Source organism: Microbacterium sp. 1S1, from assembly GCF_008271365.1.
Classification (GTDB): domain Bacteria; phylum Actinomycetota; class Actinomycetes; order Actinomycetales; family Microbacteriaceae; genus Microbacterium.
The window spans coordinates 2,758,172-2,780,887 of the sequence record NZ_CP043430.1; the positions used below are offsets into that span (position 1 = coordinate 2,758,172).

Below are 22,716 nucleotides of genomic sequence, written 5' to 3' on the forward strand. Positions count from 1 at the left end.
GTGGCCTGCACATCGGAGGCCACTTTGCGGCAGGCTGGAGGCATGGCTTCCCGTCTCGTCACGCAGCTCGGCGCGCAGGACCTCGACGACGCCTCGGCGTCGGGACTGGCGGACCGCATCCGGGCCCTCATCCTCGACGGGCGCCTCACCGTCGGCGAACGACTACCCAGCGAGCGCGCCCTCGCACTCGAGCTCCGGCGATCGCGCTCCACCATCACCCGCGCCTACGGGGTCCTGGAGGCCGGTGGCTACGTGTCCCGGCGCCATGGTGGGAGCACGCGGGTCGCGCTCCCCCACGGCCCGCTGGCTCCGGGCCATGATCGTGTCGACGACGCCATCGACCTGTCCATCGCGTCGATGGACTCGACGCCCGGCCTGTACGACGCGACCGTGCGTTCGCTCCCCCGACTCGCCGCGCTCCGAGGGACGAGCGGGTACTCCCTCCAGGGCCTGCCCGAGCTCCGCGACGCCGTGGCCCGCCGGTTCACCGAACGGGGTGCCCCCACCTCGGCGGACGAGATCATGATCACGTCCGGCGCCCTGAACGCCGTGAACCTCATCTTGACGGCGATCGGCCGCCGGGGCGAACGGGCCCTCGTCGAGCAGCCCACGTTCCCGCACGCGCTGGAGGCTCTCCACCGTCACGGATACCGCCTGGTCCCGACGCCGGTGGACGCCGACGGCTGGGACATCCGGCACTTCACAGACACACTGCTGACGGCCCGACCGCACGTCGCCTATCTCATCCCCGACTTCCACAACCCCACCGGCGCGACGTTGCCGGACGACGAGCGGGCACGGATCGCGACGACAGCCCGCAACGCCGGCACGCAGCTGATCGTGGACGAGACGACTGCGGAACTCGACATCGATCGCGGCTGGGCTCCCCTGCCGATGGCCTCGCGGGCTCCGAACGTCATCACGGTCGGCTCGATGTCGAAGATCGCCTGGGGAGGCATGCGTATCGGCTGGGTTCGCGCGGAGCGCTCGATCATCGCCCGCCTGCTCGCCGTGCGCCCGTCGTTCGAGCTGGGCACCGCGCTGCTCGAACAGTGCATCGCCGTGGAGCTGCTCGATGACGTCCCTGCGCTCACGCAGCACGTCCGGAGACGTCTCGCGGCGGGGCGAGATGCCGTCGCGGCTGGCGTCGCCCGGATCCCCGGGATGCGAATGCCGGAGACCCCCGGCGGGTTGTCGGCCTGGATCGATCTCGGAGTGCCGCTCTCCACCACGCTGTCGCTCGCCGCGCGCGAGCATGGCCTCATCCTCCCGCCCGGCCCGCGCTTCACCACCGGCGGCGTGCTGGAGCGGCGGCTACGGGTTCCGATCACGCTCACGCCCGACCGCGGGCAGGAGGCGATGACGCGCCTGGCGCTCGCCTGGGAAGACGTACGCGGCGGCGGCGTGAACACCGTCGACGACCTCGCTCACGCGGCGGTGATCTGAGCGGGGAAGACGCGGACCCCGCCGCGATCCCGGGGCGGGGTCCTCGTCGAGCGGAGCGAGGATTCGTCTTCTCAGCGTCCGGGATGAGTCACCGGCATCCGATACTCACGCCTCCCGCGCTCCCGGTCTGAGCGGCCGGTCAACCGACCTTGTGGAGCCAGACGACGCGCGCGTCGTCGCTGGCGTGGCGGAAGGGCTCCAGCTCCTCGTCCCAGGCGGAGCCCAGGGCGATGTCGAGCTCGCGCTGCAGCTCGACGGCGTTGCCCGCGGCGATCTCCATCGCGTAACGGATGCGATCCTCGCCGATGACGATGTTGCCTGCGGCGTCGGTCTGGGCGTAGTGGATGCCGAGATCCGGTGTGTGCAGCCAGCGGCCGCCGTCGCTGCGAGGCGTCGGGTCTTCCGTCACCTCGAACCGCAGGTGTTCCCAGCCGCGGATCGCGGTCGCGAGAGCGGCACCGGTGCCGACAGGGCCGTCCCAGTAGAATTCGGCGCGGCGCGCTCCGGTCAGGACGGGCTGCTCGGCCCAGTCGAAGTTCACCGCACGCCCGATAGCGCGACCGACCGCCCATTCCAGGTGCGGGCAGAGCGCGCGAGGCGCCGAGTGGATGAATACCACTCCGCGTGCGTAAGCCGTCGCCATGATCTCTCCGTTTCATCAGGTGCGTCTTCCCCTACGACCTGAACCACGAAGTGGCGAGAGTATGCGGTTGTGCGCCCATTCTCGCGGACTTCCCGCGAAATCACAAGCGTGTGATTCGACGACGAAGGCCCCGGTCCGTGGCCCGGGGCCTTCGGGTGCTTCGACAAGCTCAGCGACCCATTGTGGGGACGCTCAGCGACTCATCGTGGGAAGCTCACGCCTCGCTCATGGCCTGCTTGACCTGCTGGCCCTTCGCCGCGTAGTAGGCCGCGCGGGCGGCGTCCTTCCGTGCCTGCTCGGCGTAGCCGAATTCGAGCACGTCCTGCGGGACCTCGACGTTCGGGACGTCGTCGGTGCCGTGGTACTTCTCGATGTAGGCGTCGAGCTCGGGACCCGAGGTCCAGGAGGTGATGAGGCAGTAGCGCGGGTCGGTGCCGTTGTGCGTGGCCGCGTGCCACAGACGCTGGGTGTCGACGATGAGCTGCGCACCGGCCGGGAGGGCGATGCGGTACTCGATGCTGGGGTCCGTGCGGTTCTCACGCAGGACGAAGTAGCTGTCCTTGTCGTCCGTCAGGTTGAAGAACCCGCGGACGACCCAGCCGGTGCCGTCCGGGTTCAGGCGGTTGTTGTCGTCCTGGTGGAGGTTGTAGAGGCAGTCGCCGTACGGGGTGGGCTGCAGCTCGATGACGCGGCAGCGACCGACGTTCGCACCGGGCTCCTGCGCACGGCGCGTGAGGTTCGGGGCCTTGGCGGTCTGCTCGTCGATCCAGACGCCGTCCTTGTCGGTGCGCGGCGGCTTGTGGTTCCAGAAGCCGTTGCACTCGATGTCCCCGAAGGCGCTGGCGAGGGGCGCGAACCGGGTGTCGCCCGAGGACTTCCAGTCGACGTACTCGATGTCGAGCCACTCCTTGGGGTCGGCCTCCTGGTCGTAGCTGTCGAGGACGACGAAGCCCTTCTCCTCCAGCGCTGCGGACTTGATGTATCCCATGATCGAGTCATGTTCCTTTCATCGGGGGCCAGCACGTTTTAACAGGCCCTGATAAGGCAAGGCTAACAGCGCGACCCGGTGCTGCCCCGGAGGGTCGCCGGGGATAACCGAATAGACTGGGCGGGGCACGCGGCGCGTCCGTGGCGCCTGTCGCTACGGGAGGACGAGAGACCAGCATGAGCACCGCGACCAACGTCGAGGCGACGGCAGTCAACACGATCGAATGGCTCGCGGCGGGACGCACGACCATCGTCGTCCCGGTCTACCAGCGGCAGTACCGCTGGGACATCGGCGGCTGCGAGCGGCTGCTGTCCGACGTCAGGGCGGTGGCGGCGGAGGACGACGCCCACCGTCACTTCATCGGCTCGATCCTCTCGGCCGAGGACGGTGCGGGCACGGATGCCGACCTCATTCTCATCGACGGGCAGCAGCGCCTCACGACCCTCATGCTGCTCGTCGCCGCGCTGCACCACTCCGTGCGCGACAGTGACCCCGACCTCGCCGCCGACCTCGCCCGCGTGCTGGTCCGTCCCGACGACCCCGAGCGGACCAAGCTGCGCCCGCACGACGCGTGGGCCGACTTCTACGAGTCGGTGGTGCTCGATCGCCGCGACGACCTCGACCGTGAGTCGCGCTTCGACGACAACTACGCCTTCTTCCGGAGCCAGATCCATGCCGACGAGGTGCCGTTCATCTGGCAGGGGCTGCAGCGACTCGAGCACGTGTCGATCACGCTCGGAGCGCAGGCGAACGCCCAGCAGATCTTCGAGAGCCTGAACTCCACCGGCGAGCCGCTGCGGGACCATGAACTGATCCACAACTACATCCTGATGGGGCTGAGCCACGCGGAGCAGGTGGACGTGGAAGCGCGGTTCTGGCTGCCGATCGAGCGGTACACGGGCGAGGCCATCGGAGCGTTCTGGCGTCACTACCTCGTGCTCGTGACGGGACGAGAAGTTGCCGCGAACGGCGAGCACGGCGTCTACAGCGCGTTCCGCCGGTCGTTCCCGCGCGTCGATCTCTCGCAGCTGCAAGCCGATGCCGACACGTGGCGGCACTACGCGGAGATCTACGGCATCCTCCTCGACCCCGCGAAGGAGCACGACCCGGAGATCGCGCGACAACTGCGGCACGTGAACACGTTCGGCCGCTCCTCCTACCCGCTGGTCATGAGCGCGTACAGCGATCACGCGCGCGGACTCATCGACCGGGCCCAGCTCATCGAGACCTTGGAATGGCTGCAGGCGATGTTCCTGCGCCGCGCGCTCGTGAACCTCCCCGCCGAGCGGCTCATCGCCCGCCTCTGCCGTGCTCGACGGGACGGGCACGACGCGTTGGCCCGTGCCATCGCGCGCATCACCCCGTCCGACGAGCGGGTCAGCGCCGTGCTCAAGTACAGCGAGCTGCCGTATCCGGCTTACGTGCTCGGCCGCCTCGAAGGGGTTGACGACGTGGAGGGCTTCGACGTCGAGCACATCGTGCCCGCAGTCCCGGGCGACGCCTGGTCCGGAGACGGTGTACGCCCGTGGAGCGAGTATTCCGAGGACGAGCAGAACAGCCACCGCGCCCTCGCGCCGACCCTCGGCAACCTCACGCTCCTGGAGCAGGGACTGACAGAGCGGGTGTTCGGTGCCTCATTCCCCGTCAAGCGCGACGAAGCCTATGCGCGCAGTGGGGTGCCGGCCACGCGTTCCCTCTCCGCGCAGGAGTCGTGGGGCACGGCGGCCATCACCACCCGCACCGTGGCCCTGACGGCTGACCTCGTCCGCGTGTGGGGGCGTCCCGCCCTTCCGGAGATCGACGACGACGGGCTCACCCCGATCCTGGACGCGGTCCGCCGCCGCGGGTGGCCGGCGGGATGGGAGCGCGAGTTCGACTACGTGGAGTACCGGGGCGAGCGGTGGGAGGTCTATGACGTCAAACACCTGTTCAACCGCGTCTTCCGTCGCGCCTGGACGGACACCACCGAGGCCGCCCTCGCGTACAGTGCAACGCACGGCGGGCCCATCTACCGCGACAAGGCGTGGAAAGGGCAGTGGGACGACCTCGACGACACCCACTTCCTCTACATGGGCTGGGACTCGAACTACATGATGACGGCCGTGCAGGGCGTCCTCGAGGAATCAGGGATCGCCGCCGAGGTCTTCGTGAAGTACTCCTACATCGGGAACGTGATGTGATCATGACCACCGTCATCCGCCGCCGCCTGCTCGATCTCGCGATCGAGGAGCACACGCTCACCGTCCCCCTCGTGTGGGACGATCCGACGGACACCCGCTCGATCGACGTGTTCGCCCGCGTCGTGGCCCGCGACGGCGGCGAGACGCTGCCGTACCTGGTGTTCCTGCAGGGTGGACCCGGCCATGAGGCTCCCCGCCCCTTCCACTCCTCCACCTCTCCGGCCTGGCTGGACCAGGCGCTCGCGCATTACCGCCTCGTCCTCCTGGACCAGCGCGGCACCGGGCTCTCCTCCCCCGTGGGCGACGACGACCTCGCGCGGGGCGCAGAAGCCGTCGCCGAGCACCTGACCCATCTGCGTGCCGATGCCATCGTGCGCGACTGCGAGGCGCTGCGCGAGCACCTGGGCGCCCCGACGTGGAGCGTGCTCGGCCAGTCCTTCGGCGGGTTCACCACGCTCGCCTACCTGTCGACCCACGCGGAATCCCTCGCGGACGTGTTCATCACCGGTGGACTCAGCACCGTCGAGCGCGACCCCGACGAGGTCTACGCCCTCTGCTACGACAAGATGCGCACGGCTTCCGAGCAGTACTACCGGCGCTTCCCCGAGCACCGCGATGTCATGCGACGTCTCGTCGACCTCGCGGACTCCGGGAAGATCGTCCTCCCCGATGGCGAGGTGGTGTCGCGTTCCCGTCTGCGCTCCGTCGGCTCTGCTCTCGGCACCGATGACGGCTGGCAGACACTCTGGTCACTGCTGGAGCGCGATCCCGCCTCGAACGCCTTCCGTCACGACCTCCAGCACGCCATGCCCTTCGGAGCGAGGAATCCGCTCTACTACGCGTTCCACGAGTCGAGCTACGCGAACGGACACGCCACGCGGTGGTCGGCCGAGCGCGTCGAGCCGACGGACTTCCGCGACGACCCCACGCTGTTCACGGGCGAGCACATCCGCCGCGAGTGGGCCGACACCGTCCCCGGCCTGCAGCCCTGGCGGGACGTGACCTCGATCCTGGCGGAGCACGTGTGGCCGCGGATCTACGACCGCGCGGCTCTCGCCGGCTCCGGGGCGACGGGCGCGGCCGCGGTGTACGTGAACGACGTCTACGTGCCCCTGGAATTCTCGCTGGAGACCGCCCGCCTCCTCCCCGGCGTGACTCCGTGGGTGACGAGCGAGCACGAGCACAACGGGCTGCGGACCGGCCCCGTGCTGGCGCGGCTGATCAAGCTGGCCCACGGGCGCCGCGTCCGCTGACATCCGCCGCGCGACCGATACCGTCGACGCGGCCCGCGATCTATCCTGGGCCCATGGAGCATGTGCTCGGATGGACCACGATCGTCCTCGTGCTCGGTACCGGGCCGGTGCTGTTCTTCGTGGGCATGCGGCATTCCCTCTCCCGTCGTCCCGTGGAGGAGAAGTACGAGCAGGCCGGATCCGGAGGGCTCGTCGGCGTCTTCGACGCCGTGTGGTCCCCCACTGCGCACGAGGCGGGGCAGGAGCGGGACCGGCAGACCCGCCGCACAGCCCCGGCGCCGACCCCCGGAGATCCGCCCGGCCGCATCGATCGCGGGCGGATCGTCATCGACGTGTGAGCGAGTCGCCCACCCGCACATGACGAAGGCCCCGCTCTCCGAGGAGAGCGGGGCCTTCGTGGGCGGTCCTTACTTGGAGGAGCCGCCGAAGCCCTTGAAGCGCTGGTTGAACTTCTCGACGCGGCCGGCCGAGTCCATGATGCGCTGCTTGCCCGTGTAGAAGGGGTGCGAGGCCGAGGAGATCTCGACGTCGATCACCGGGTACTCCACGCCGTCCAGCTCGATCGTCTTGTCGCTGGTGACGGTGGAGCGGGTGAGGAAGGTCTCGCCCGAACCGAGGTCGCGGAACACGACAGCCTTGTACTCGGGGTGAATGTCAGTCTTCATGGGGTTCCTTTGTTGCTGCCCTGGATTGTGCCAGGGACGAGGGAAGTCTGTGGCGCGAATGCGCCAAGGATCGATTCTACCAGTACTTCGACGGGCTCAGTAACCCAGCGGGGACCGAGCTCAGTGATGCAGCGGAGACCGACCTCACGAGGAGGCGCGGGCGGAGTAGCGCCCGTCCTCGCTGCTGAGCGCGATCGGCATCCCGAAGGTCTCGCTGAGGGTGTCCGCGGTGAGCGTCTCGGCGATCGGGCCTGCGGCGACCACGGCACCGTCGCGGATCAGCAGGACGTGCGTGAAGCCGACCGGGATCTCCTCCACGTGGTGCGTCACCATGAGCATCGCGGGAGTGGTCGGTGCCGACGCGTAGCCCCCCAGCAGTGCCAGCAGTTCCTCACGCGACCCGAGGTCGAGCGAGGCGGTCGGCTCGTCGAGCAGCAGCAGCTCGGGGTCGGTCATGACCGCCCGCGCGATCTGCACGCGCTTCTGCTCGCCGTCGCTCAGCGTGCCGAACGTACGGTCGGCGAGGTGCGCGAGACGCCAGTCCCCCAGCACCCGGAGCGCACGCCGCTCGTCGATGTCCTCGTAGCTCTCGTTCCACCGCCCCAGCACGGAGTACGCCGCGGTGAGCACCGTGTTGAGCACCGTCTCGTCCCGCGGGATGCGCTTGGCCATCGCCGACGAGGCGAATCCGATTCGCGGGCGGATCTCGAAGACGTCCGTGCGTCCGAGCGTCTCGCCGAGGACGGTGACGGTCCCCGACGTCGGGTGCATGAGCGTGTCGGCGAGCTGGAGCAGGGTGGTCTTTCCGGCGCCGTTCGGTCCGAGGATCACCCAGCGCTGATCGTCCGAGACCTGCCAGGTCACGTGATCGATGATGTCGCGCCCCTCTCGGCGCACGACGACGTCGGTGAACTCCAGAGCGATCGGCATACCGAAAGCCTATCGGCTCACGCCGACAGCTCCGCGTAGAGCGCGCGGGTCTCGTCGGCGATCGCGGCCCAGCTGAACTGCGCGCGGGCACGCTCCCGGCCCGCATCGCCATACTGCCGTGCCCGCGCGGGGTCCGTGGCGACCTCGGTGAGCACCGCCGCGAGGTCGGCGACGAAGCGCTCCGGGTCGGTGGGTGTGCCTGTACCGTCCTGCACCTGCTCGATCGGGACGAGCCTGCCAGTGACGCCGTCGTCCACGACCTCGGGGATGCCGCCGGTCGCGGTGCCGACCACGGCGGCACCGCAGGCCATGGCCTCGAGGTTGACGATACCGAGCGGCTCGTACACGGACGGGCACACGAACGTCGTGGCCGCGGCCAGGATCGCGGACAGCTCGTCACGGGGAAGCATCCGCTCGATCCACACGACGCCCTCGCGGGTCTGCTGCAGCAGCCGCACCCCCTCCTGCACCTCCGCCATGATCTCGGGCGTGTCCGGGGCGCCGGCGCAGAGGATCAGCTGGACCTCCGGCGGCAGCAGACGTGCGGCCTGAAGCAGATACGGCAGCCCCTTCTGTCGCGTGATCCGGCCGACGAAGACGACAGAGGGCCGGTCCGGGTCCATGCCGATCGACGAGAGGAAGGCGGTGTTCTGCACGGGACGCCACCGCTCCACATCGATTCCGTTGTGGATGACCCGGACGCGCGCAGGATCCACCTGCGGGTAGCTGCGCAGGATGTCGGCGCGCATCCCGGCGCTCACCGCGATCACCGCGGCAGCGTTCTCGTAGGCGAGCTTCTCGATACCGCTGGACACCGCGTAGCCGCCCCCGAGCTGCTCCGCCTTCCAGGGACGCAGCGGCTCCAGGCTGTGCGCCGTGAGCACGTGCGGGATGCCGTGGAGCTGGGAGGCGAGGTGACCGGCGAAGTTCGCGTACCAGGTGTGACTGTGCACGACGTCCGCTCCCGCGATGGCCGACACGATCTCCAGGTCCGTACCGAGCGTCTGGAGAGCGGGGTTCGCCGCGGCCAGGCTGTCGGGCACGCGATACGCGAAGGTGCCCTCCTCATCCCGCGGGGCACCGAAAGCCCGTACGGTCACATCGATGTCACGACGCAGCGCGGAGACGAGCTCGGCGACGTGCACGCCCGCGCCTCCGTAGATCTCCGGCGGATACTCCTTGGTGATCATCTCGACTCGCATCCTTAGACGCTATCGAGCGGGATGTCCAGATGCTAGTTCCCCGCGGCGAACGGGATCTATGGTGGAGCCATGTCCGCTCCAAAGAAGGTCTTCGGGATCATCCTCGCCGGCGGCGAGGGCAAGCGACTCATGCCGCTGACGGCCGACCGCGCGAAACCCGCCGTGCCGTTCGGCGGACAGTACCGCCTGATCGACTTCGCCATCTCGAACCTCATCAACTCCGGGCTGAGACAGATCGTCGTGCTGACCCAGTACAAGTCGCACAGCCTCGATCGGCACATCTCGCAGACGTGGCGGATGTCGGCCCTGCTCGACTCCTACGTCGCGTCGGTCCCCGCCCAGCAGCGCCTCGGGAAGCGGTGGTTCTCGGGCTCCGCCGACGCGATCCTGCAGAGCATGAACCTCATCAATGACGAGAAGCCGGACATCGTCGTCGTCATCGGTGCCGATCACGTCTATCGCATGGACTTCCGCCAGATGCTCGAGGCGCACATCGAGTCCGGGGCGAAGGCCACGGTGGCCGGCATCCGCCAGCCGCTCGCGCTCGCCTCGCAGTTCGGAGTGATCGACGCCGACCCGGAGTCCGGACGCATCCGCCAGTTCCTGGAGAAGCCGACGGATGCGACGGGGCTCGCGGACTCCCCGCACGAGGTGCTGGCATCGATGGGCAACTACATCTTCGACACGGACGCCCTCATCGCGGCCGTCGAGGCCGACGGGGAGCTCCCCACCTCCAGTCACGACATGGGCGGCGACATCGTGCCGTACTTCGTCGACCGCGGCGAGGCCGGCTACTACGACATGAAGCAGAACGAAGTGCCGGGGTCTTCGCCGCGCGACCGCTCGTACTGGCGCGACGTGGGGACGATCGACTCGTTCTTCGACGCCCATCGGGACCTCATCTCGACCCTGCCGATCTTCAACCTCTACAACATGGAGTGGCCGATCCACTCGCAGGCGGTCAACTCCCCGCCGGCGAAGTTCGTCCGCGACTCCGTGGGGCGGATCGGGAACGCCATCGACTCGATCGTCTCGCTCGGATCCGTGCTCTCCGGCACGCACCTGGAGCGCAGCGTCGTGGGCCCGTGGACGCTCGCCGGCGGCGGGTCGACCATCACGGACTCCGTGGTGTTCGATCACGTCCATGTCGGCCAGGGCGCACGCGTGCATCGGGCGATCCTCGACAAGAACGTCGTGCTCGCCGACGGCGCCACGGTCGGGGTGGACAGGGAGCGTGACCTCGCCCGCGGGTTCACCGTGACGGAGTCGGGGATCACGGTCGTCGGCAAGGGCGTGTTCATCGAGCGCTGAGACGGTGTGCGTCATGCGGCGCGGAGGCTCGTCCTCCGATCGCTAGGCTCGACAGCGTGACCACCGCGCGCTTCCTCGTCGTCCTCGATGCCGATTCCACGTTGATCCGGAACGAGGTGATCGAGCTCCTCGCCGAGGAGGCCGGCCGCCGCGACGAGGTACAGGCAGCGACCGAAGCCGCGATGCGCGGCGAGATCGACTTCGCGACCAGCCTCCGTTCGCGCGTCGCCGCCCTCGAAGGGGTTCCCGTCGAGGCGTTCGCCCGGGTGCGCGACCGCATCGACCCCACCCCCGGCGTCCGCGACCTCACCGCCGCGGTGCATGCGAGAGGCGGAGTCGTCGGGGTCGTGTCGGGGGGATTCCACGAGATCCTCGACCATGTCGCGCCGGGACTCGGCGTCGACCGCTGGCGCGCCAACCGACTGGCGGTCGCGGGTGGGTCCCTGACGGGGCAGGTGGACGGCGACATCGTCGACGGCGCGGCGAAGGCCTCCTGGCTGCGCACATGGGCCGAGGAGCTCGGGGTCCCGCCGCGCGCGACGATCGCGATCGGCGACGGTGCCAACGACCTCCCGATGATGGCGGTCGCCGGGTTGGGCCTGGCCTTCAACGCGAAGCCGGCGGTGCGGGAGTCGGCGAGCCTTGTCATCGGTCCGCTCGACCTCGGCGCGGTCATCCCCCTGCTGCCCTGACGGTGGCCGATGTCGGTGGCCAGGGCTAGCGTCGCGCCATGGACATCATCCTCATCCCGGGCCTCTGGCTCGACGCAGCGAGCTGGGACGACGTCGTCGCCGTTCTCGCGAAGGCGGGCCACCGCGCTCGCCCGCTGACCCTGCCCGGCCTCGACGCCTCTCCGGAGACGGCGGCGGACATCGGAATCGACGACTGGCTGGCTTCGGCGGTCGCCGCGGTGGATACCGCCGACGGTGACGTGGTCGTCGTCGGACACAGCGGTGGTGGCAACGTGGCGTGGGGGGTCGCCGACGCACGCCCGGACCGCGTGGCGCGAGTCGTGTTCGTGGACACGGTGCCGCCGCCATCCGGCAGCGGCATCGGCGAGTTCCCCGTCCAGGACGGGCTGGTCGCCTTCCCCGGCTGGGACTTCTTCCCCGACGAAGACGTGCACGACCTCGACGCCCGGATGCGGGAACGGGCGGCCCCGCTCACCCACGGGATCCCCGCGCGGGTGCCGACTGACGGGCTGACCCTGAGCGACTCCGCGCGGTATCGGATCCCGGTGACCCTCCTGATGGGCGGCTTGGATCAGGCCGCGTTCGAGGAGGTCATCGACCAATGGGGACCGTATGCGGAGGAGTACCGCGCGATCGACGATTCCGAGGTCATCCGCATCGGGTCGGGGCATTGGCCGCAGTTCTCGGTGCCGGAGCGCCTCGGAGACCTGCTGCTACGGGCGATCGACCGCTGACGGCCGCAGCCGGGTCAATGCCCCATGCCGAGACCGCCGTCGACCGGGATCACGGCGCCGGAGATGTATCCGGCATCGTCGCTCGCCAGCCAGGTCACGACGCCCGCGACTTCGTCCGGCGTCGCGAAGCGTCCTGCGGGGATGTTCGCCTTGTACTGCTTCTGCGTCTCCTCCGGCAGCTCAGCGGTCATGTCGGTTTCGATGAACCCGGGCGCCACGACGTTGGCGGTGATCCCGCGGCCGCCGAGCTCTCGCGTGAGCGATCGGGCGAACCCGACGAGCGCGCTCTTGGAGGCGGCATAGTTGGTCTGCCCCGCAGAGCCGTACAGCCCGACGACACTCGAGATGAGGATGACGCGACCGAACCTGGCGCGCAGCATCCCCTTGGACGCACGCTTGACGACGCGGAAGGTTCCGCCGAGGTTCGTCGCGATGACGCTGTCGAAGTCGTCCTCGCTCATGCGCATGAGCAGGGTGTCCTTGGTGATGCCGGCGTTGGCGACGACGATCTCCACCGGGCCGAGCTGCTGCTCGACCTCGGTGAACGCGGCGTCGAGCGCCGCAGCGTCCGTGACATCCGCGCGCACCGTCATCGTGCCTTCCGGACCTTCTCCGCTGCGGGCCGTCACGGCGACTCGATAACCCTCCCGCACGAAGCGCTCCGCAATGGCGCGGCCGATGCCGCGGTTGCCACCGGTGACGAGGACGACGCGCTCCGCGCTCATAGGACACTCCTGGGTCTGGGGGTCGAGGGCCGGGATTCCGAACCGTGAACGATCCTAGCGACGTTGCCGCACCGGCTTCACGACCGCCGTTTGACAGACGCCGAGGTCCTTGGGACCCTGATGGCGACGAAAGGCACCAGCGTGAGCGATCCCCGTGTCCCCGGCCCCTCGGGCGAACAGCCTCCGGCCATTCCGCCGGCTCCCGGGCCCTCCGCGGCATACCCGGGATCCCCGTCGGCCCTGCCGGCCGACGCCGAAGCGCACCACTCGGCCCCTCCGGCGTACCCCGCGCCTCAGCAGTACCCCGCACCTCGGCAGTACCCCGCACCGCAGCAGTACGCCGCACCACAGCAGTACGCCACGCCACAGCAGTACGCCACGCCACAGCAGTACGCCACGCCACAGCAGTACGCCGCACCGCCCTCGCGGCCGTCCAGCGGGCTGGCCATCACGTCGCTCGTCTGCGGCATCGCCGGCGTCGTGCTGTTCTGGGCCGTCCTTCCAATGCTCGCGTCGATCGCGGCCGTGATCACCGGTCACATGGCGCTCGGCCAGATCCGCCGAACCCCCGGTCTCGGCGGCCGCGGTATGGCGATCACCGGACTCATCCTCGGCTACGTCATGGTCGCCGTGCTCCTCTTCACGATCGTCTCGGCGGTCATCGGCCTCGTCCTCTTCGGCGCCTTCACGCTGCCCTTCGTCTTCGCGAACTGACGTCGCTCGCACGCATGCCGATGTCGCTGCGGCGGCGTAGGCTGGAACCATCGTGAAGAACGCACGTCGAGTCCCGGCCGTCACCTCACTGCCGCAGTCCCCGCGGGATGAGGGTGACCACCGTGTGCGCCGGTACGCCCTCACGATGACGATCCGCATCGTCTGCTTCGGTCTGATGTTCTTCGTGCAACCGTTCGGGTGGTACACCTGGGTCTTCGCCCTGGCTGCCGCGGTCCTCCCGTACATCGCGGTGGTGTTCGCGAACGCCGGCAGCGACAGCACGGAGACCGCCGCCGAGTCGCCGCTGCGCGAGATCGATGCCCCGGCGCCGCCGGCTCCCGCGCCCGAGGTCGTCCCTGACATCATCACCATCCGCGAAGGCCGCACGGATCGATGAGCGAGCTCATCTGCTCGCGCGCCGGATGCCGGAGCGCGGCCACGAGGCAGGTCGTCTGGCGCAACCCGCGCATCCATGCTCCCGATCGCGAGAAGATCTGGCTGGCGTGCGACGAGCACGTCGGCTTCCTCCACGACTACCTGGCCGCGCGGGACTTCCCGGTGACGGTGCGAGACGGGGTGCCCTCATGAGCAACCGCCTGACCCGTTGGGCCGTCTACGTCCTCATCGCCATCGGTTTCGCAGTCGCGTGCGTCTTCCTGTCGAACTGGCAGTTCGAGCGCAACGAATCCAGGGCGGAGCAGATCGCCCTGGTGGAGCAGAACTACGATGCACCCGCCGTTCCTCTCGCGGAAATCGTTCCGGACGACGCCCTCGATCCCGGGGACGAATGGCGACAGGTCACGATGCGCGGTGAGTATCTCGCTGACGACCAGCTCCTGGTCCGCAACCGTCCGCACGGAGGCACGAGTGCGTTCGAGGTGCTCGTTCCGTTCCGCGACGCGGACGGCCGCGTCCTCATCGTCGACCGCGGGTGGGTAGCCCCGGGTGAAGGTGCGCTCCCGGATGCCGTCCCGGCCCCGCCGTCCGGCGAGGTCACGGTCACCGTCCGCCTGCGCCCCGGCGAGCCGCTTCCCGCATCAGGCCGCGGGGCACCGGCGGGCCAGGTGCCCACCATCCACCTCCCCTCCATCGCCGACCTCGTCGAGGGGGACGTCATCACCGGCACCTATGGGCGCCTCGTCGAGGAGCAGCCCGCCGCCGACGCCGCGCTGGGTGGGTTCGAATCCCCCACGGATGACCCCGGACCGCACCTGTCCTACGCGATCCAGTGGATCCTGTTCGCCCTCATGGGCTTCATCTTCATCGGCTACATCATCCGCACGGAGATAGTGAAGCATCGCGAAGAGATCGAGGGCACGCCCGCTCCGGTGAAGACACCGAAGCGCCGCGACCGCGATGCGGACGTCGAGGACGAGCTGCTCGACGCTCGCTGACGCGTGGACGCGGCGTTTCCCTCCTCCGATTTACCTCGTTCCCGTTCGAAAATGCCCCTCAGGCCGCGCGATCCGGCTCCCTTTCGATCTCCCACCAGGCGGTCCGTATGGACGCGGGATCAGAACCGGGCGCGCGGCGGCGCGAGGTGGGGTGTGATCGAGCCCTAGCGCCGGGGAGCGGAGCCGGTGACGGTGTGGTGCCAGCCGCCGTCGACACGGTCGTAGACGATCCGGGTGTGGTTCCGATCCGGCGATCCCTGCCAGAACTCGACCCTCGTCGGCACCACTCGCCACAGCACCCAGTCCCCCGGATGGAGACCGGCGCGGGCGCTCTCGGAACGCGCGGCGAGATCCGCGTCACTCTCCGCGTCCGATGCCTCCTGCACCGTTCCCCGCACCCGTACCGCGCGGCGCTGCGGCTGCCACCAGAGGTTCAGAGCCGCGGCTGGACGCGCGGCGAGCTGCGCGGCCTTCTGGGAGGACCGCGCCCCGGCGAACGCCCACCCCCGCGCATCCACGTCCTTGAGGATCAGGGTCCGGGAGTCCGGCATGCCGTCCGCGTCGACGGTCGACAGTGTCGCGGCATGGGGCTCAGGGACTCCGGCCGCGGCCGCCGCACCGAGCCAGTCGAGGAAGAGCGTGATCGGGTCTTCGCGCACGTCCGCCAGGCGCAGCGGGGGTGCCGTACCCGTGAGCGTGGGCTGCGCGCGCAGCCACGTGCCGAGTTCCGAGGGAGGAAGGACCGAATGCGCCGCCATGCCTCCGACTATGCCACGCCCCTACGCGAGCTCGATGAGGTCCTGGTACTCCTGGCTCCAGATGTCCTCGACGCCGTCCGGAAGGATGAGGACGCGCTCGGGGTTGAGCGACTGCACGGCACCCGGGTCGTGAGACACGAGCACCACGGCGCCCTCGTAGTGGGCCAAAGCCCCGAGGATCTCCTCCCGCGAGGCCGGATCGAGGTTGTTGGTCGGTTCGTCGAGCAGGAGCAGGTTTGCGGACGACACGACGAGCGTGGCCAGCGACAGCCGCGTCTTCTCTCCACCGGAGAGCACACCCGCCGGCTTCAGAACGTCGTCGCCGGTGAACAGGAAGGAACCGAGGACCTTGCGCGCCTCCGTCTCCGTGATGTGCGGGGCGGCGGACACCATGTTCTCCAGGACGGAGCGGCTGACGTCGAGGTTCTCGTGCTCCTGCGCGTAGTAGCCGACCTTGAGGCCGTGACCGGGCTCGAGCTGGCCCGTGTCGGGCTTGTCGACGCCCGCGAGCATGCGCAGCAGCGTCGTCTTGCCGGCACCGTTGAGCCCGAGCACGACGACCTTGGATCCCCGGTCGATCGCGAGGTCGACGTCGGTGAAGATCTCCAGCGAACCGTACGACTTCGACAGCCCCGAGGCCATGAGCGGCGTCTTGCCGCAGGGTGCGGGCTTCGGGAACCGCAGCTTCGCGACGCGGTCCTCCTGACGAACGTCCTCCAGCCCCGAGAGGAGCTTCTCGGCACGCGCGAGCATCTGGTGCGCGGCTGCGGCCTTGGACGCCTTCGCGCCGAACCGCGCCGCCTGCTGCTGCAGGGTCGTCGCCTTCTTCTCGGCGTTGGCCCGCTCCTTCTTGCGACGCTCCTCGTCTGCGGCGCGCTGGCGCAGGTAGTTCTTCCAGTTCATGTTGTAGATGTCGATGACCTGGCGGTTGGCGTCGAGGTAGAAGACGCGGTTGACGGTCTCGCCCACGAGCTCGACGTCGTGGCTGATGACGATCAGCCCGCCCTTGTAGTTCTTGAGGAACTCGCGCAGCCACACCACGCTGTCGGCGTCGAGGTGGTTCGTGGGCTCGTCGAGGATCATGGTCTCGGCGTCGGAGAAGAGGATGCGGGCGAGCTCGATGCGGCGGCGCTGTCCCCCGGACAGGGTCGACAGCGGCTGGTCGAGAATGCGGTCCGGGAGCGAGAGGTTGTGCGCGATGGACGCCGCTTCGGCCTCGGCCGCATAGCCGCCCTGTGCCTCGAACCTCTCGGTGAGAGCGGCGTACCGCTTCATCGCCTTGGCCGCGACCGCGGGGTCGTCTGACCCCATGGCGAGCGAGGCCTCGGTCATGCCGAGGTTGAGCTGCCCCAGTCCACGGGCGTCGAGGATACGGGTGCGGGCGAGGTCCTCCGGGTTGCCGGAACGGGGGTCCTGTGGCAGGTAGCCCAGCTCGCCCGAGCGGGTCACCGTGCCGCCGGAGGGCAGCACGTCGCCGGCGAGCACCTTGGTGAGCGTGGTCTTGCCCGCGCCGTTGCGTCCGACGAGGCCGATCTTGTCGCCGTCCGACACGCGGAACGAGACGTTCTCCATCAGCAGGCGCGCGCCAACGCGGATCTCGAGGTCGTGCACGGCAAGCACAGCGGACGTCCGTTCGTTCGGGAGGAGGGTCATGACCGATCGGCCAGCCCCCCAGTATATGCCGTTGTGCCGGTCCCGACGGCCGGCAAGATCCCTCTCGAGGGTGAGCGAGGCGATACTCCGGGGTGATGCCCGGCCCCGCACCCGCTGCCTACGGTGCTGGAGTGGACATCCTCAACGACGTCATCCTGCAGGCGATCTCCTCCCCCTGGCTCTTCGCGGTGCTGTTCGCGGTGACCGTGATCGACGGCTTCTTCCCGCCCGTCCCGAGCGAGACGGTGCTGGTCGCGGCGGCCGCCGTCGCAGCCTCCACCGGTGACGGGAACATCCTCCTCCTCGGGGTGGTCGCCGCCCTCGGCGCCGCGATCGGCGACAACATCGCGTTCCTCATCGGGCGCCGGCTCGGCACCACCCGGTTCGCGTGGATGCGCCGTCCACGGGTCGCCGCCGCGTTCGCGTATGCGCAGCGCGCCCTCGACCGCCGGAGCGCCACGCTGATCCTCGGAGCCCGGTACATCCCGATCGGACGCGTCGCCGTGAACATGTCCGCCGGCGCGCTGGGATTCCCCTGGCGTCGCTTCCTTCCGCTCAGCCTCATCGCCGGACTCAGCTGGAGCGCGTTCAGCCTGGCGATCGGCCTGCTCGCGGGCGCCTGGCTGCACGACCAGCCCGTGCTCAGCGCCGCGCTGGGGGTCGCCGTGGCCCTGATCGTCGGCGTGATGATCGACCGGATCGCGGCTCTCCGCCGCCGCCGCACGGCGGTGCCCCACCTGGCAGGATGAGACGCATGGCACGCCGCCGGCAGCGCACACCGCGCCCGTCTCGAATCGACCGTCGCACCGCGGCCCTCGCAGCGCTGACCGCGGCGGTCATCGTGCTGTACGCACTCCTCGTCCCGCTGCAGACCGTCCTGTCCGGCACCCCACTGCCTCTCTCCTTCCTGCTGGGCGCCGCCGTGTGCGGCGCTCCGCTGCTCGCCCCCTCGCGGCCCCGGGCAGCGATCGTCGTCTTCGCCGTCGGCGCCGCCCTCCTCCCGCTCCTCGTCGAGCCCGTGCGCGCGGTCCTGTCCCCGTGGCCATGGTCCGTGCCCGCCCTGCTCGCGTTCGCCCTCTTCGTCGGCGTGATGTCCTTCGTGCACGGCGCCCGCCTCGGCGTGCTCGCCCTCGTGATCGGTGCCCTCAGCCCGTTGACGGCGCCGCTCCTGCGCCCGGACATGGTCTCGACGCCGGCGAGCTCCGGAAGTGCCACGGCCGACCTCATCGTGACGACGTCGGTCGCCACAGCGATGTTCCTCATCGCCATCCTCGTCGCCGGGCGAATCCGGGTGTCGGCCGAGCTGACGAGGGAGAAGGAGCACAGCGCGCTGGAGGAGTCCCGCCGCGCGCTCGTGGAGGAGCGCACCCGGATCGCCCGCGAGCTGCACGATGTCGTCGCGCACAGCATGTCGGTCATCCAGGTGCAGGCTTCCACAGCGCGGTATCGGATCGTGGACCTCGATGACGCCGCGGCCGCCGAGTTCGACGACATCGCCGCCACGGCACGATCGTCCCTCACGGAGATGCGCCGCATGCTGGGCGTGCTCCGCACGGAGGATCAGCAGGCCGAGCTCGCCCCGCAGCAGGGTCTGGACGACGTGCCTGCCCTCGTCGACACCGTCCGCCGTGCCGGGGTGGAGGTGGGGCTCGCGCTGGAAGGGCTCGAGACGGCGGCCGCGGCGGGACCCGGTGTGCAGATCGCCGCCTTCCGCATCGTGCAGGAGGCACTGAGCAACGCCGTCCGTCACGCCCCGGGCGCGCGCGTCTCCGTCCGGCTCCACGCCGGCCCCGAGGGCCTCCGCATCTCGGTGCGCAACGCGGCACCTCCGCACCCGTCGGAGTCCCACCCCGGTGGCTACGGCCTGCGCGGGATGCGTGAACGCGCCGAGCTGCTCGGCGGAAGCCTGACGGCCGGTCCCACCGTCGACGGCGGGTGGGAGGTGGACGCCCTGCTCCCGCTGTCCTCCGCGACCGTCCCGCCGTCCCCCACCGCTCCGGCGGAAGAGAAGGAGACCCCGTGACCATCAGCGTGCTCATCGCCGACGACCAGGCGATGGTCCGTGCCGGCTTCGCCGCCCTGCTGGACGCTCATGAGGGCATCCGCGTGGTGGGCCAGGCCGCCGACGGCACCGAGGCGGTCGCCCTCTCCGCCCGGCTGGATCCCGACGTGATCCTCATGGACGTCCGTATGCCGGAGCTGGACGGGATCGAAGCCACCCGGCGCATCCTCGGCCCGTCCTATCCGGCCGCCCACGTGCCGCGGATCCTCATGCTCACCACGTTCGACATCGATGACTACGTCTACGACGCCCTCGCCGCCGGGGCCAGCGGGTTCCTCCTCAAGGACGCGCTCCCGGAGGAGCTCGTGCACGCGGTGCGCGTGGTGGCCGGCGGCGACGCCCTGCTGGCCCCGAGCGTCACCCGGCGGATGATCGAGCAGTTCGCCGGCAGGCGTCCGGCCTCCCGACGCTCCACGACCGCCCTCGCCGAGCTCACCGACCGTGAGCGGGAGGTGCTCGTCCTCATCGGCAAGGGCCGGTCCAACACCGAGATCGCGGGCGACCTCTTCATCGCCGAGCAGACGGTGAAGACGCACGTCGGGAAGGTGCTCGCCAAGCTGGGCCTGCGCGATCGCGTGCACGCCGTGATCCTCGCCTATGACACCGGCCTGGTGGAGCCCTCCGCCTGAATCACTCCGCCGTAGGGGTCAGGACGGCACCACGGGGTGATGTCCGGCGGACCACCGCGTCCATAGCCTCCGAGGACACCGTTCCCAGGAGGACTCATGGTCATCGCCGCGGCTCCACGCCTCAGCACCCGCTCATCCGCCGCTTCGGCCCCCACCGGCCACCGCGACACCGGCATCGACTTCGTGCGGGCCCTGTGCGTGCTCGGCGTCGTCCTGCTGCATGCGCTCATGGTGGGAGTCACGGTGTCCGAGACCGGACCGGTGTTCGAGAACGCGAGCGACGGCACGGGGTGGATCGCGCCGGTGAGCTGGCTGCTGCAGGTGATGCCCCTGTTCTTCGTGATCGGCGGGTTCTCCGGGCTCCTCGCCTATCGTCGTCTCCGTGACCGCGGTGAGAGCGCCGCCGCCTTCGTGGCCGGGCGCGTGCATCGGCTCCTGCGCCCCGCTCTCTTCGTCATCGCCGCCGTCGGTGTCACGCTCGCGGTCCTCACTGTGCTCGGCGTCGCCCCTGACCTCATCGCCGTCGCCGGCTTCCGATACGGGCAGCCCCTGTGGTTTCTCGGCGTCTTCCTGCTGTGCCAGGCGCTCCTTCCGGCCTTCGTCGCCCTGCACGAGCGCGCGCCGCTGCGCACCATCGGCCTCCTCGCCGCGGGCGCCGTGGCTGTCGACGCGCTGCGCGCCGCGACCGGGAACGACGCCATCGGTTTCCTCAACCTCGCCTTCGTCTGGCTGACGATGCAGCAGCTCGGGTTCTTCCTCGCCGACGGCCGGGTGGATTCGCTGCGCCGGCGGACGCGCATCACCATCGGCGCCGGCTCCCTCGTGCTGCTCATCGGGTTCTTCCTCCTGGGCGTGTACTCCCCCGACCTCATCGCCAACATCAATCCGCCGACGGCCGCCCTGCTGCTGGTCGGCCTGGTGCACACGGCGCTGTTCTCCCTGTATCGCGACCGCATCCGCCGCTTCAGCCGCCGGGGCGCCGTCGCCGCGTTCACCGGTTTCGTCACGCGCCGCACGATGACCATCTACCTCTGGCACATGCCGGTGCTGCTCGTCATGGCCGGAGCGACGGCCCTGGCCGCCCTCGCGGGCGGGATCGAGCTCCCCGTGCTCGACAGCCCGGACTGGTGGGCGGCCCGCCCGCTCTGGCTCCTGACGGCCCTCGCCCTCACCGCTCTGCTGGCGGTGCGCGTCGACCGATTCGAGAACCACCCCTCCCCGGAGCCCTCGGGTTCGCACCGCCGGCTGGCGCTGGGTACTCTGCTGGGCCTGGCCGGGGTGGTACTCCTTCTCGTCCTCGGTACGACGGTCTCCACCGCCATCCTCGCCGTGCTGCTGCTGATGGCGGCGCTGCGGCTGGCGGGACGCTCCCGCAGCGCTGCGCCCGGCACCGCCGTCCTGGCCTGACCGTCAGCCGACACCACGGGCGGCGATGGCATCGCCGACCTGGTCCGCGTGGCGCAGCGTCAGGACCAACAGCGGCACCACGCCTCGCACGCCCAGGCGCACCCCTCGGGCCCGTTCCGCGTCCCGCACCCGCTGCGCGAAGCCCGTCACGACGGGCACCATTGTCAGCGTGAGCGAGATCGCCAACGACACCGCCCCCGGGTCGACCCCGAATCGGCGCAGCGGACGCAGGAGTCGCTGCAGCACCGCCAGGAGGTCGGACATGCGCGTTGTCGAGGTGAGCAGAGCGGCGAGGAGCAGCAGGGCGGTGACCCGTCCCGTGCTCACCCAGGCGACCACAGGAGACACGAAGACGGTGAGGGCGATGGCCAGCACGAGCAGGATCCCGCGCAGCCGCCACAGCTCGGCAGCGGCGTCGGTGAGCGGCACGCCGCCGATCGGGTACAGCGCGAGCACGAGGACGAGGGAGACGCCGATGCTGACCGGGCCCTGCGGGAAGATCGTCAACGCGAGCGCCGCGACCGCGAGGGCTCCCAGCTTCGCACCGGCCGGTACCCGATGCAGGAGGCCCGTATCGACGACAACCGGCGGAATCATCCGCACAGCCGGCGGTAGCAGGAGATGACGGGGTCCGGCTCTCCCTGCGCGACCACCCGTCCTCCGTCGAACAGGACGGCTGCGTCGCAGCGTGCGGCGAGCTCGAGGTCGTGGGTGACGATCAGCACCTGCGCCTCCTGCGACAGCAGCAGATCGCCGATCCGTCGCGCGTTGCGCAGGTCGAGGAGCGTGGTGGGCTCGTCCGCGACGATGAGCGCAGGCTCGGCGAGGAGGACGGCGGCGAGGGCCAGCATCTGCTTCTGCCCGCCGGAAAGCGACGCCGCCGGGACGTCGGCGTGAGCGCCGAGGCCGTGCCGGTCCAGGGTCTCCTGCACGCGGGCGGCGACTTCATCGCGGGGTCGGCCGCGCAGTGAGAGCGCGAGATCCTCAGCCGGAGTCGGGAGCAGGATCTGGGCGTCCGGATCGGTGAAAACGAAGCCCACGCGGCGGCGCACCGCGGCCGGGTTCCGCCCCACGTCCAGGCCGTGGACGGTGACCGTGCCCGTGCTCGGCGTCACGAGGCCGTTCAGCAGCCGTGCGAACGTCGATTTCCCCGATCCGTTCGCTCCGATCACGGCGATGCGCGGGGCGTTGAGTTCCAGCGTCACATCGTCGAGCAGCACCCGGTCGTCGACCGTCACGCGGACGTCGCGCAGGCGCACGGTTCCCGGCTCCGTGGTCGTCGCCGTCGCGTGCTGCTGCCGCCAACGCATGCATCCTCCTGAACACCGTT

General features: G+C 69.9%; 25 protein-coding genes. 15 read left to right on the forward strand and 10 right to left on the reverse strand.

Translation table 11 applies throughout. The features are described from left to right. The first annotated feature begins 42 nt into the window (after positions 1-42). Positions 43-1,446, forward strand: a complete 1,404-nt coding sequence (locus FY549_RS13355; RefSeq protein WP_149085442.1) for a PLP-dependent aminotransferase family protein — start codon at positions 43-45, stop codon at positions 1,444-1,446. Between the two features lie 139 nt (positions 1,447-1,585). On the opposite strand, the gene FY549_RS13360 is transcribed toward FY549_RS13355, so the two are convergent. Together FY549_RS13360 and FY549_RS13365 are read right to left on the reverse strand one after the other, a co-directional pair. Continuing rightward, on the reverse strand, positions 1,586-2,089 hold the full coding sequence (locus tag FY549_RS13360) for a DUF3145 domain-containing protein (RefSeq protein ID WP_149085443.1): 504 nt from the start codon (positions 2,087-2,089) through the stop codon (positions 1,586-1,588). 214 nt (positions 2,090-2,303) lie between these two features. Beyond that, a complete protein-coding gene (locus FY549_RS13365; RefSeq protein ID WP_025103622.1) occupies positions 2,304-3,077 on the reverse strand; it encodes a hypothetical protein in 774 nt (257 codons plus the stop codon). A 176-nt stretch (positions 3,078-3,253) separates the two neighbouring features. Here FY549_RS13365 and FY549_RS13370 point away from each other — a divergent pair, with 176 nt between their 5' ends. Genes FY549_RS13370 through FY549_RS13380 form a run of 3 tightly spaced genes read left to right on the forward strand, consistent with a single transcriptional unit; the run spans position 3,254 to position 6,848 of the window. After that, positions 3,254-5,257, forward strand: coding sequence for a DUF262 domain-containing protein (locus FY549_RS13370; RefSeq protein WP_149085444.1), 2,004 nt, complete (start codon positions 3,254-3,256; stop codon positions 5,255-5,257). Continuing rightward, complete coding sequence (locus tag FY549_RS13375; RefSeq protein WP_149085445.1) at positions 5,254-6,510, forward strand: alpha/beta fold hydrolase; 1,257 nt, start codon at positions 5,254-5,256, stop codon at positions 6,508-6,510. Before FY549_RS13370 ends, FY549_RS13375 begins: the two co-directional genes overlap by 4 nt. Positions 6,511-6,563: 53 nt before the next feature. Then, on the forward strand, positions 6,564-6,848 hold the full coding sequence (locus FY549_RS13380) for a hypothetical protein (RefSeq protein ID WP_149085446.1): 285 nt from the start codon (positions 6,564-6,566) through the stop codon (positions 6,846-6,848). 69 nt (positions 6,849-6,917) lie between these two features. Here FY549_RS13380 and FY549_RS13385 read toward each other — a convergent pair whose 3' ends face one another. From FY549_RS13385 to glgA, 3 genes are all read right to left on the reverse strand, one after another. Continuing rightward, on the reverse strand, positions 6,918-7,175 hold the full coding sequence (locus FY549_RS13385) for a type B 50S ribosomal protein L31 (protein ID WP_025103626.1): 258 nt from the start codon (positions 7,173-7,175) through the stop codon (positions 6,918-6,920). A 144-nt stretch (positions 7,176-7,319) separates the two neighbouring features. Continuing rightward, positions 7,320-8,105 carry an ABC transporter ATP-binding protein gene (locus tag FY549_RS13390; protein ID WP_149085447.1) on the reverse strand — a complete coding sequence of 262 codons (786 nt, stop codon included), beginning with the start codon at positions 8,103-8,105 and terminating at the stop codon, positions 7,320-7,322. Between the two features lie 17 nt (positions 8,106-8,122). Continuing rightward, on the reverse strand, positions 8,123-9,307 hold the full coding sequence (glgA, locus tag FY549_RS13395; RefSeq protein WP_149085448.1) for a glycogen synthase: 1,185 nt from the start codon (positions 9,305-9,307) through the stop codon (positions 8,123-8,125). 69 nt (positions 9,308-9,376) lie between these two features. Between glgA and FY549_RS13400 the strand changes: the two genes are divergently transcribed. Genes FY549_RS13400 through FY549_RS13410 form a run of 3 tightly spaced genes read left to right on the forward strand, consistent with a single transcriptional unit; the run spans position 9,377 to position 12,044 of the window. Next, positions 9,377-10,618 carry a glucose-1-phosphate adenylyltransferase gene (locus tag FY549_RS13400; RefSeq protein ID WP_062634342.1) on the forward strand — a complete coding sequence of 414 codons (1,242 nt, stop codon included), beginning with the start codon at positions 9,377-9,379 and terminating at the stop codon, positions 10,616-10,618. A gap of 56 nt (positions 10,619-10,674) precedes the next feature. Further along, positions 10,675-11,310: a phosphoserine phosphatase SerB gene (serB, locus tag FY549_RS13405; protein WP_149085449.1), complete on the forward strand. Its 636-nt coding sequence runs from the start codon at positions 10,675-10,677 to the stop codon at positions 11,308-11,310. Between the two features lie 38 nt (positions 11,311-11,348). Then, complete coding sequence (locus tag FY549_RS13410; RefSeq protein ID WP_149085450.1) at positions 11,349-12,044, forward strand: alpha/beta fold hydrolase; 696 nt, start codon at positions 11,349-11,351, stop codon at positions 12,042-12,044. Between the two features lie 14 nt (positions 12,045-12,058). Here the strand turns inward: FY549_RS13410 and FY549_RS13415 are convergent, their stop codons facing one another. Then, complete coding sequence (locus FY549_RS13415; RefSeq protein WP_149085451.1) at positions 12,059-12,769, reverse strand: beta-ketoacyl-ACP reductase; 711 nt, start codon at positions 12,767-12,769, stop codon at positions 12,059-12,061. Positions 12,770-12,910: 141 nt separating this feature from the next. On the opposite strand from FY549_RS13415, the gene FY549_RS16630 reads away from it, so the two are divergent. The 4 genes from FY549_RS16630 to FY549_RS13435 are packed head-to-tail and all read left to right on the forward strand — an operon-like array spanning position 12,911 to position 14,877. After that, positions 12,911-13,483 carry a DUF4190 domain-containing protein gene (locus FY549_RS16630; protein WP_149085452.1) on the forward strand — a complete coding sequence of 191 codons (573 nt, stop codon included), beginning with the start codon at positions 12,911-12,913 and terminating at the stop codon, positions 13,481-13,483. Positions 13,484-13,535: 52 nt separating this feature from the next. Beyond that, complete coding sequence (locus tag FY549_RS13425; protein WP_149085453.1) at positions 13,536-13,880, forward strand: DUF3099 domain-containing protein; 345 nt, start codon at positions 13,536-13,538, stop codon at positions 13,878-13,880. Beyond that, complete coding sequence (locus tag FY549_RS13430; RefSeq protein ID WP_149085454.1) at positions 13,877-14,071, forward strand: hypothetical protein; 195 nt, start codon at positions 13,877-13,879, stop codon at positions 14,069-14,071. Before FY549_RS13425 ends, FY549_RS13430 begins: the two co-directional genes overlap by 4 nt. After that, a complete protein-coding gene (locus FY549_RS13435; protein ID WP_149085455.1) occupies positions 14,068-14,877 on the forward strand; it encodes an SURF1 family protein in 810 nt (269 codons plus the stop codon). Before FY549_RS13430 ends, FY549_RS13435 begins: the two co-directional genes overlap by 4 nt. A gap of 164 nt (positions 14,878-15,041) precedes the next feature. On the opposite strand, the gene FY549_RS13440 is transcribed toward FY549_RS13435, so the two are convergent. Together FY549_RS13440 and FY549_RS13445 are read right to left on the reverse strand one after the other, a co-directional pair. Beyond that, positions 15,042-15,635 (reverse strand): pyridoxal 5'-phosphate synthase, encoded by a 594-nt coding sequence (locus FY549_RS13440; protein WP_149085456.1) that lies wholly within the window; start codon positions 15,633-15,635, stop codon positions 15,042-15,044. A 21-nt stretch (positions 15,636-15,656) separates the two neighbouring features. Beyond that, positions 15,657-17,255: an ABC-F family ATP-binding cassette domain-containing protein gene (locus FY549_RS13445; RefSeq protein ID WP_149086122.1), complete on the reverse strand. Its 1,599-nt coding sequence runs from the start codon at positions 17,253-17,255 to the stop codon at positions 15,657-15,659. 164 nt (positions 17,256-17,419) lie between these two features. Here FY549_RS13445 and FY549_RS13450 point away from each other — a divergent pair, with 164 nt between their 5' ends. The 4 genes from FY549_RS13450 (at position 17,420) to FY549_RS13465 (ending at position 21,386) form a co-directional block, all read left to right on the forward strand. Beyond that, the gene (locus FY549_RS13450) at positions 17,420-18,037 is read left to right on the forward strand and encodes a DedA family protein (protein WP_149085457.1); all 618 of its coding nucleotides are present in this window, start codon (positions 17,420-17,422) and stop codon (positions 18,035-18,037) included. Between the two features lie 5 nt (positions 18,038-18,042). Further along, complete coding sequence (locus FY549_RS13455; protein WP_149085458.1) at positions 18,043-19,311, forward strand: sensor histidine kinase; 1,269 nt, start codon at positions 18,043-18,045, stop codon at positions 19,309-19,311. Further along, positions 19,308-19,979 carry a response regulator gene (locus FY549_RS13460; RefSeq protein WP_149085459.1) on the forward strand — a complete coding sequence of 224 codons (672 nt, stop codon included), beginning with the start codon at positions 19,308-19,310 and terminating at the stop codon, positions 19,977-19,979. Before FY549_RS13455 ends, FY549_RS13460 begins: the two co-directional genes overlap by 4 nt. A gap of 96 nt (positions 19,980-20,075) precedes the next feature. Further along, entirely contained in the window at positions 20,076-21,386 is a 1,311-nt protein-coding gene (locus tag FY549_RS13465) for an acyltransferase family protein (protein WP_149085460.1), read from the forward strand. A 3-nt stretch (positions 21,387-21,389) separates the two neighbouring features. Here the strand turns inward: FY549_RS13465 and FY549_RS13470 are convergent, their stop codons facing one another. Continuing rightward, positions 21,390-21,983, reverse strand: a complete 594-nt coding sequence (locus FY549_RS13470; RefSeq protein ID WP_149085461.1) for a CbiQ family ECF transporter T component — start codon at positions 21,981-21,983, stop codon at positions 21,390-21,392. Then, positions 21,980-22,696, reverse strand: coding sequence for an energy-coupling factor ABC transporter ATP-binding protein (locus FY549_RS13475; protein ID WP_149085462.1), 717 nt, complete (start codon positions 22,694-22,696; stop codon positions 21,980-21,982). Before FY549_RS13475 ends, FY549_RS13470 begins: the two co-directional genes overlap by 4 nt. Positions 22,697-22,716 lie beyond the last annotated feature (20 nt).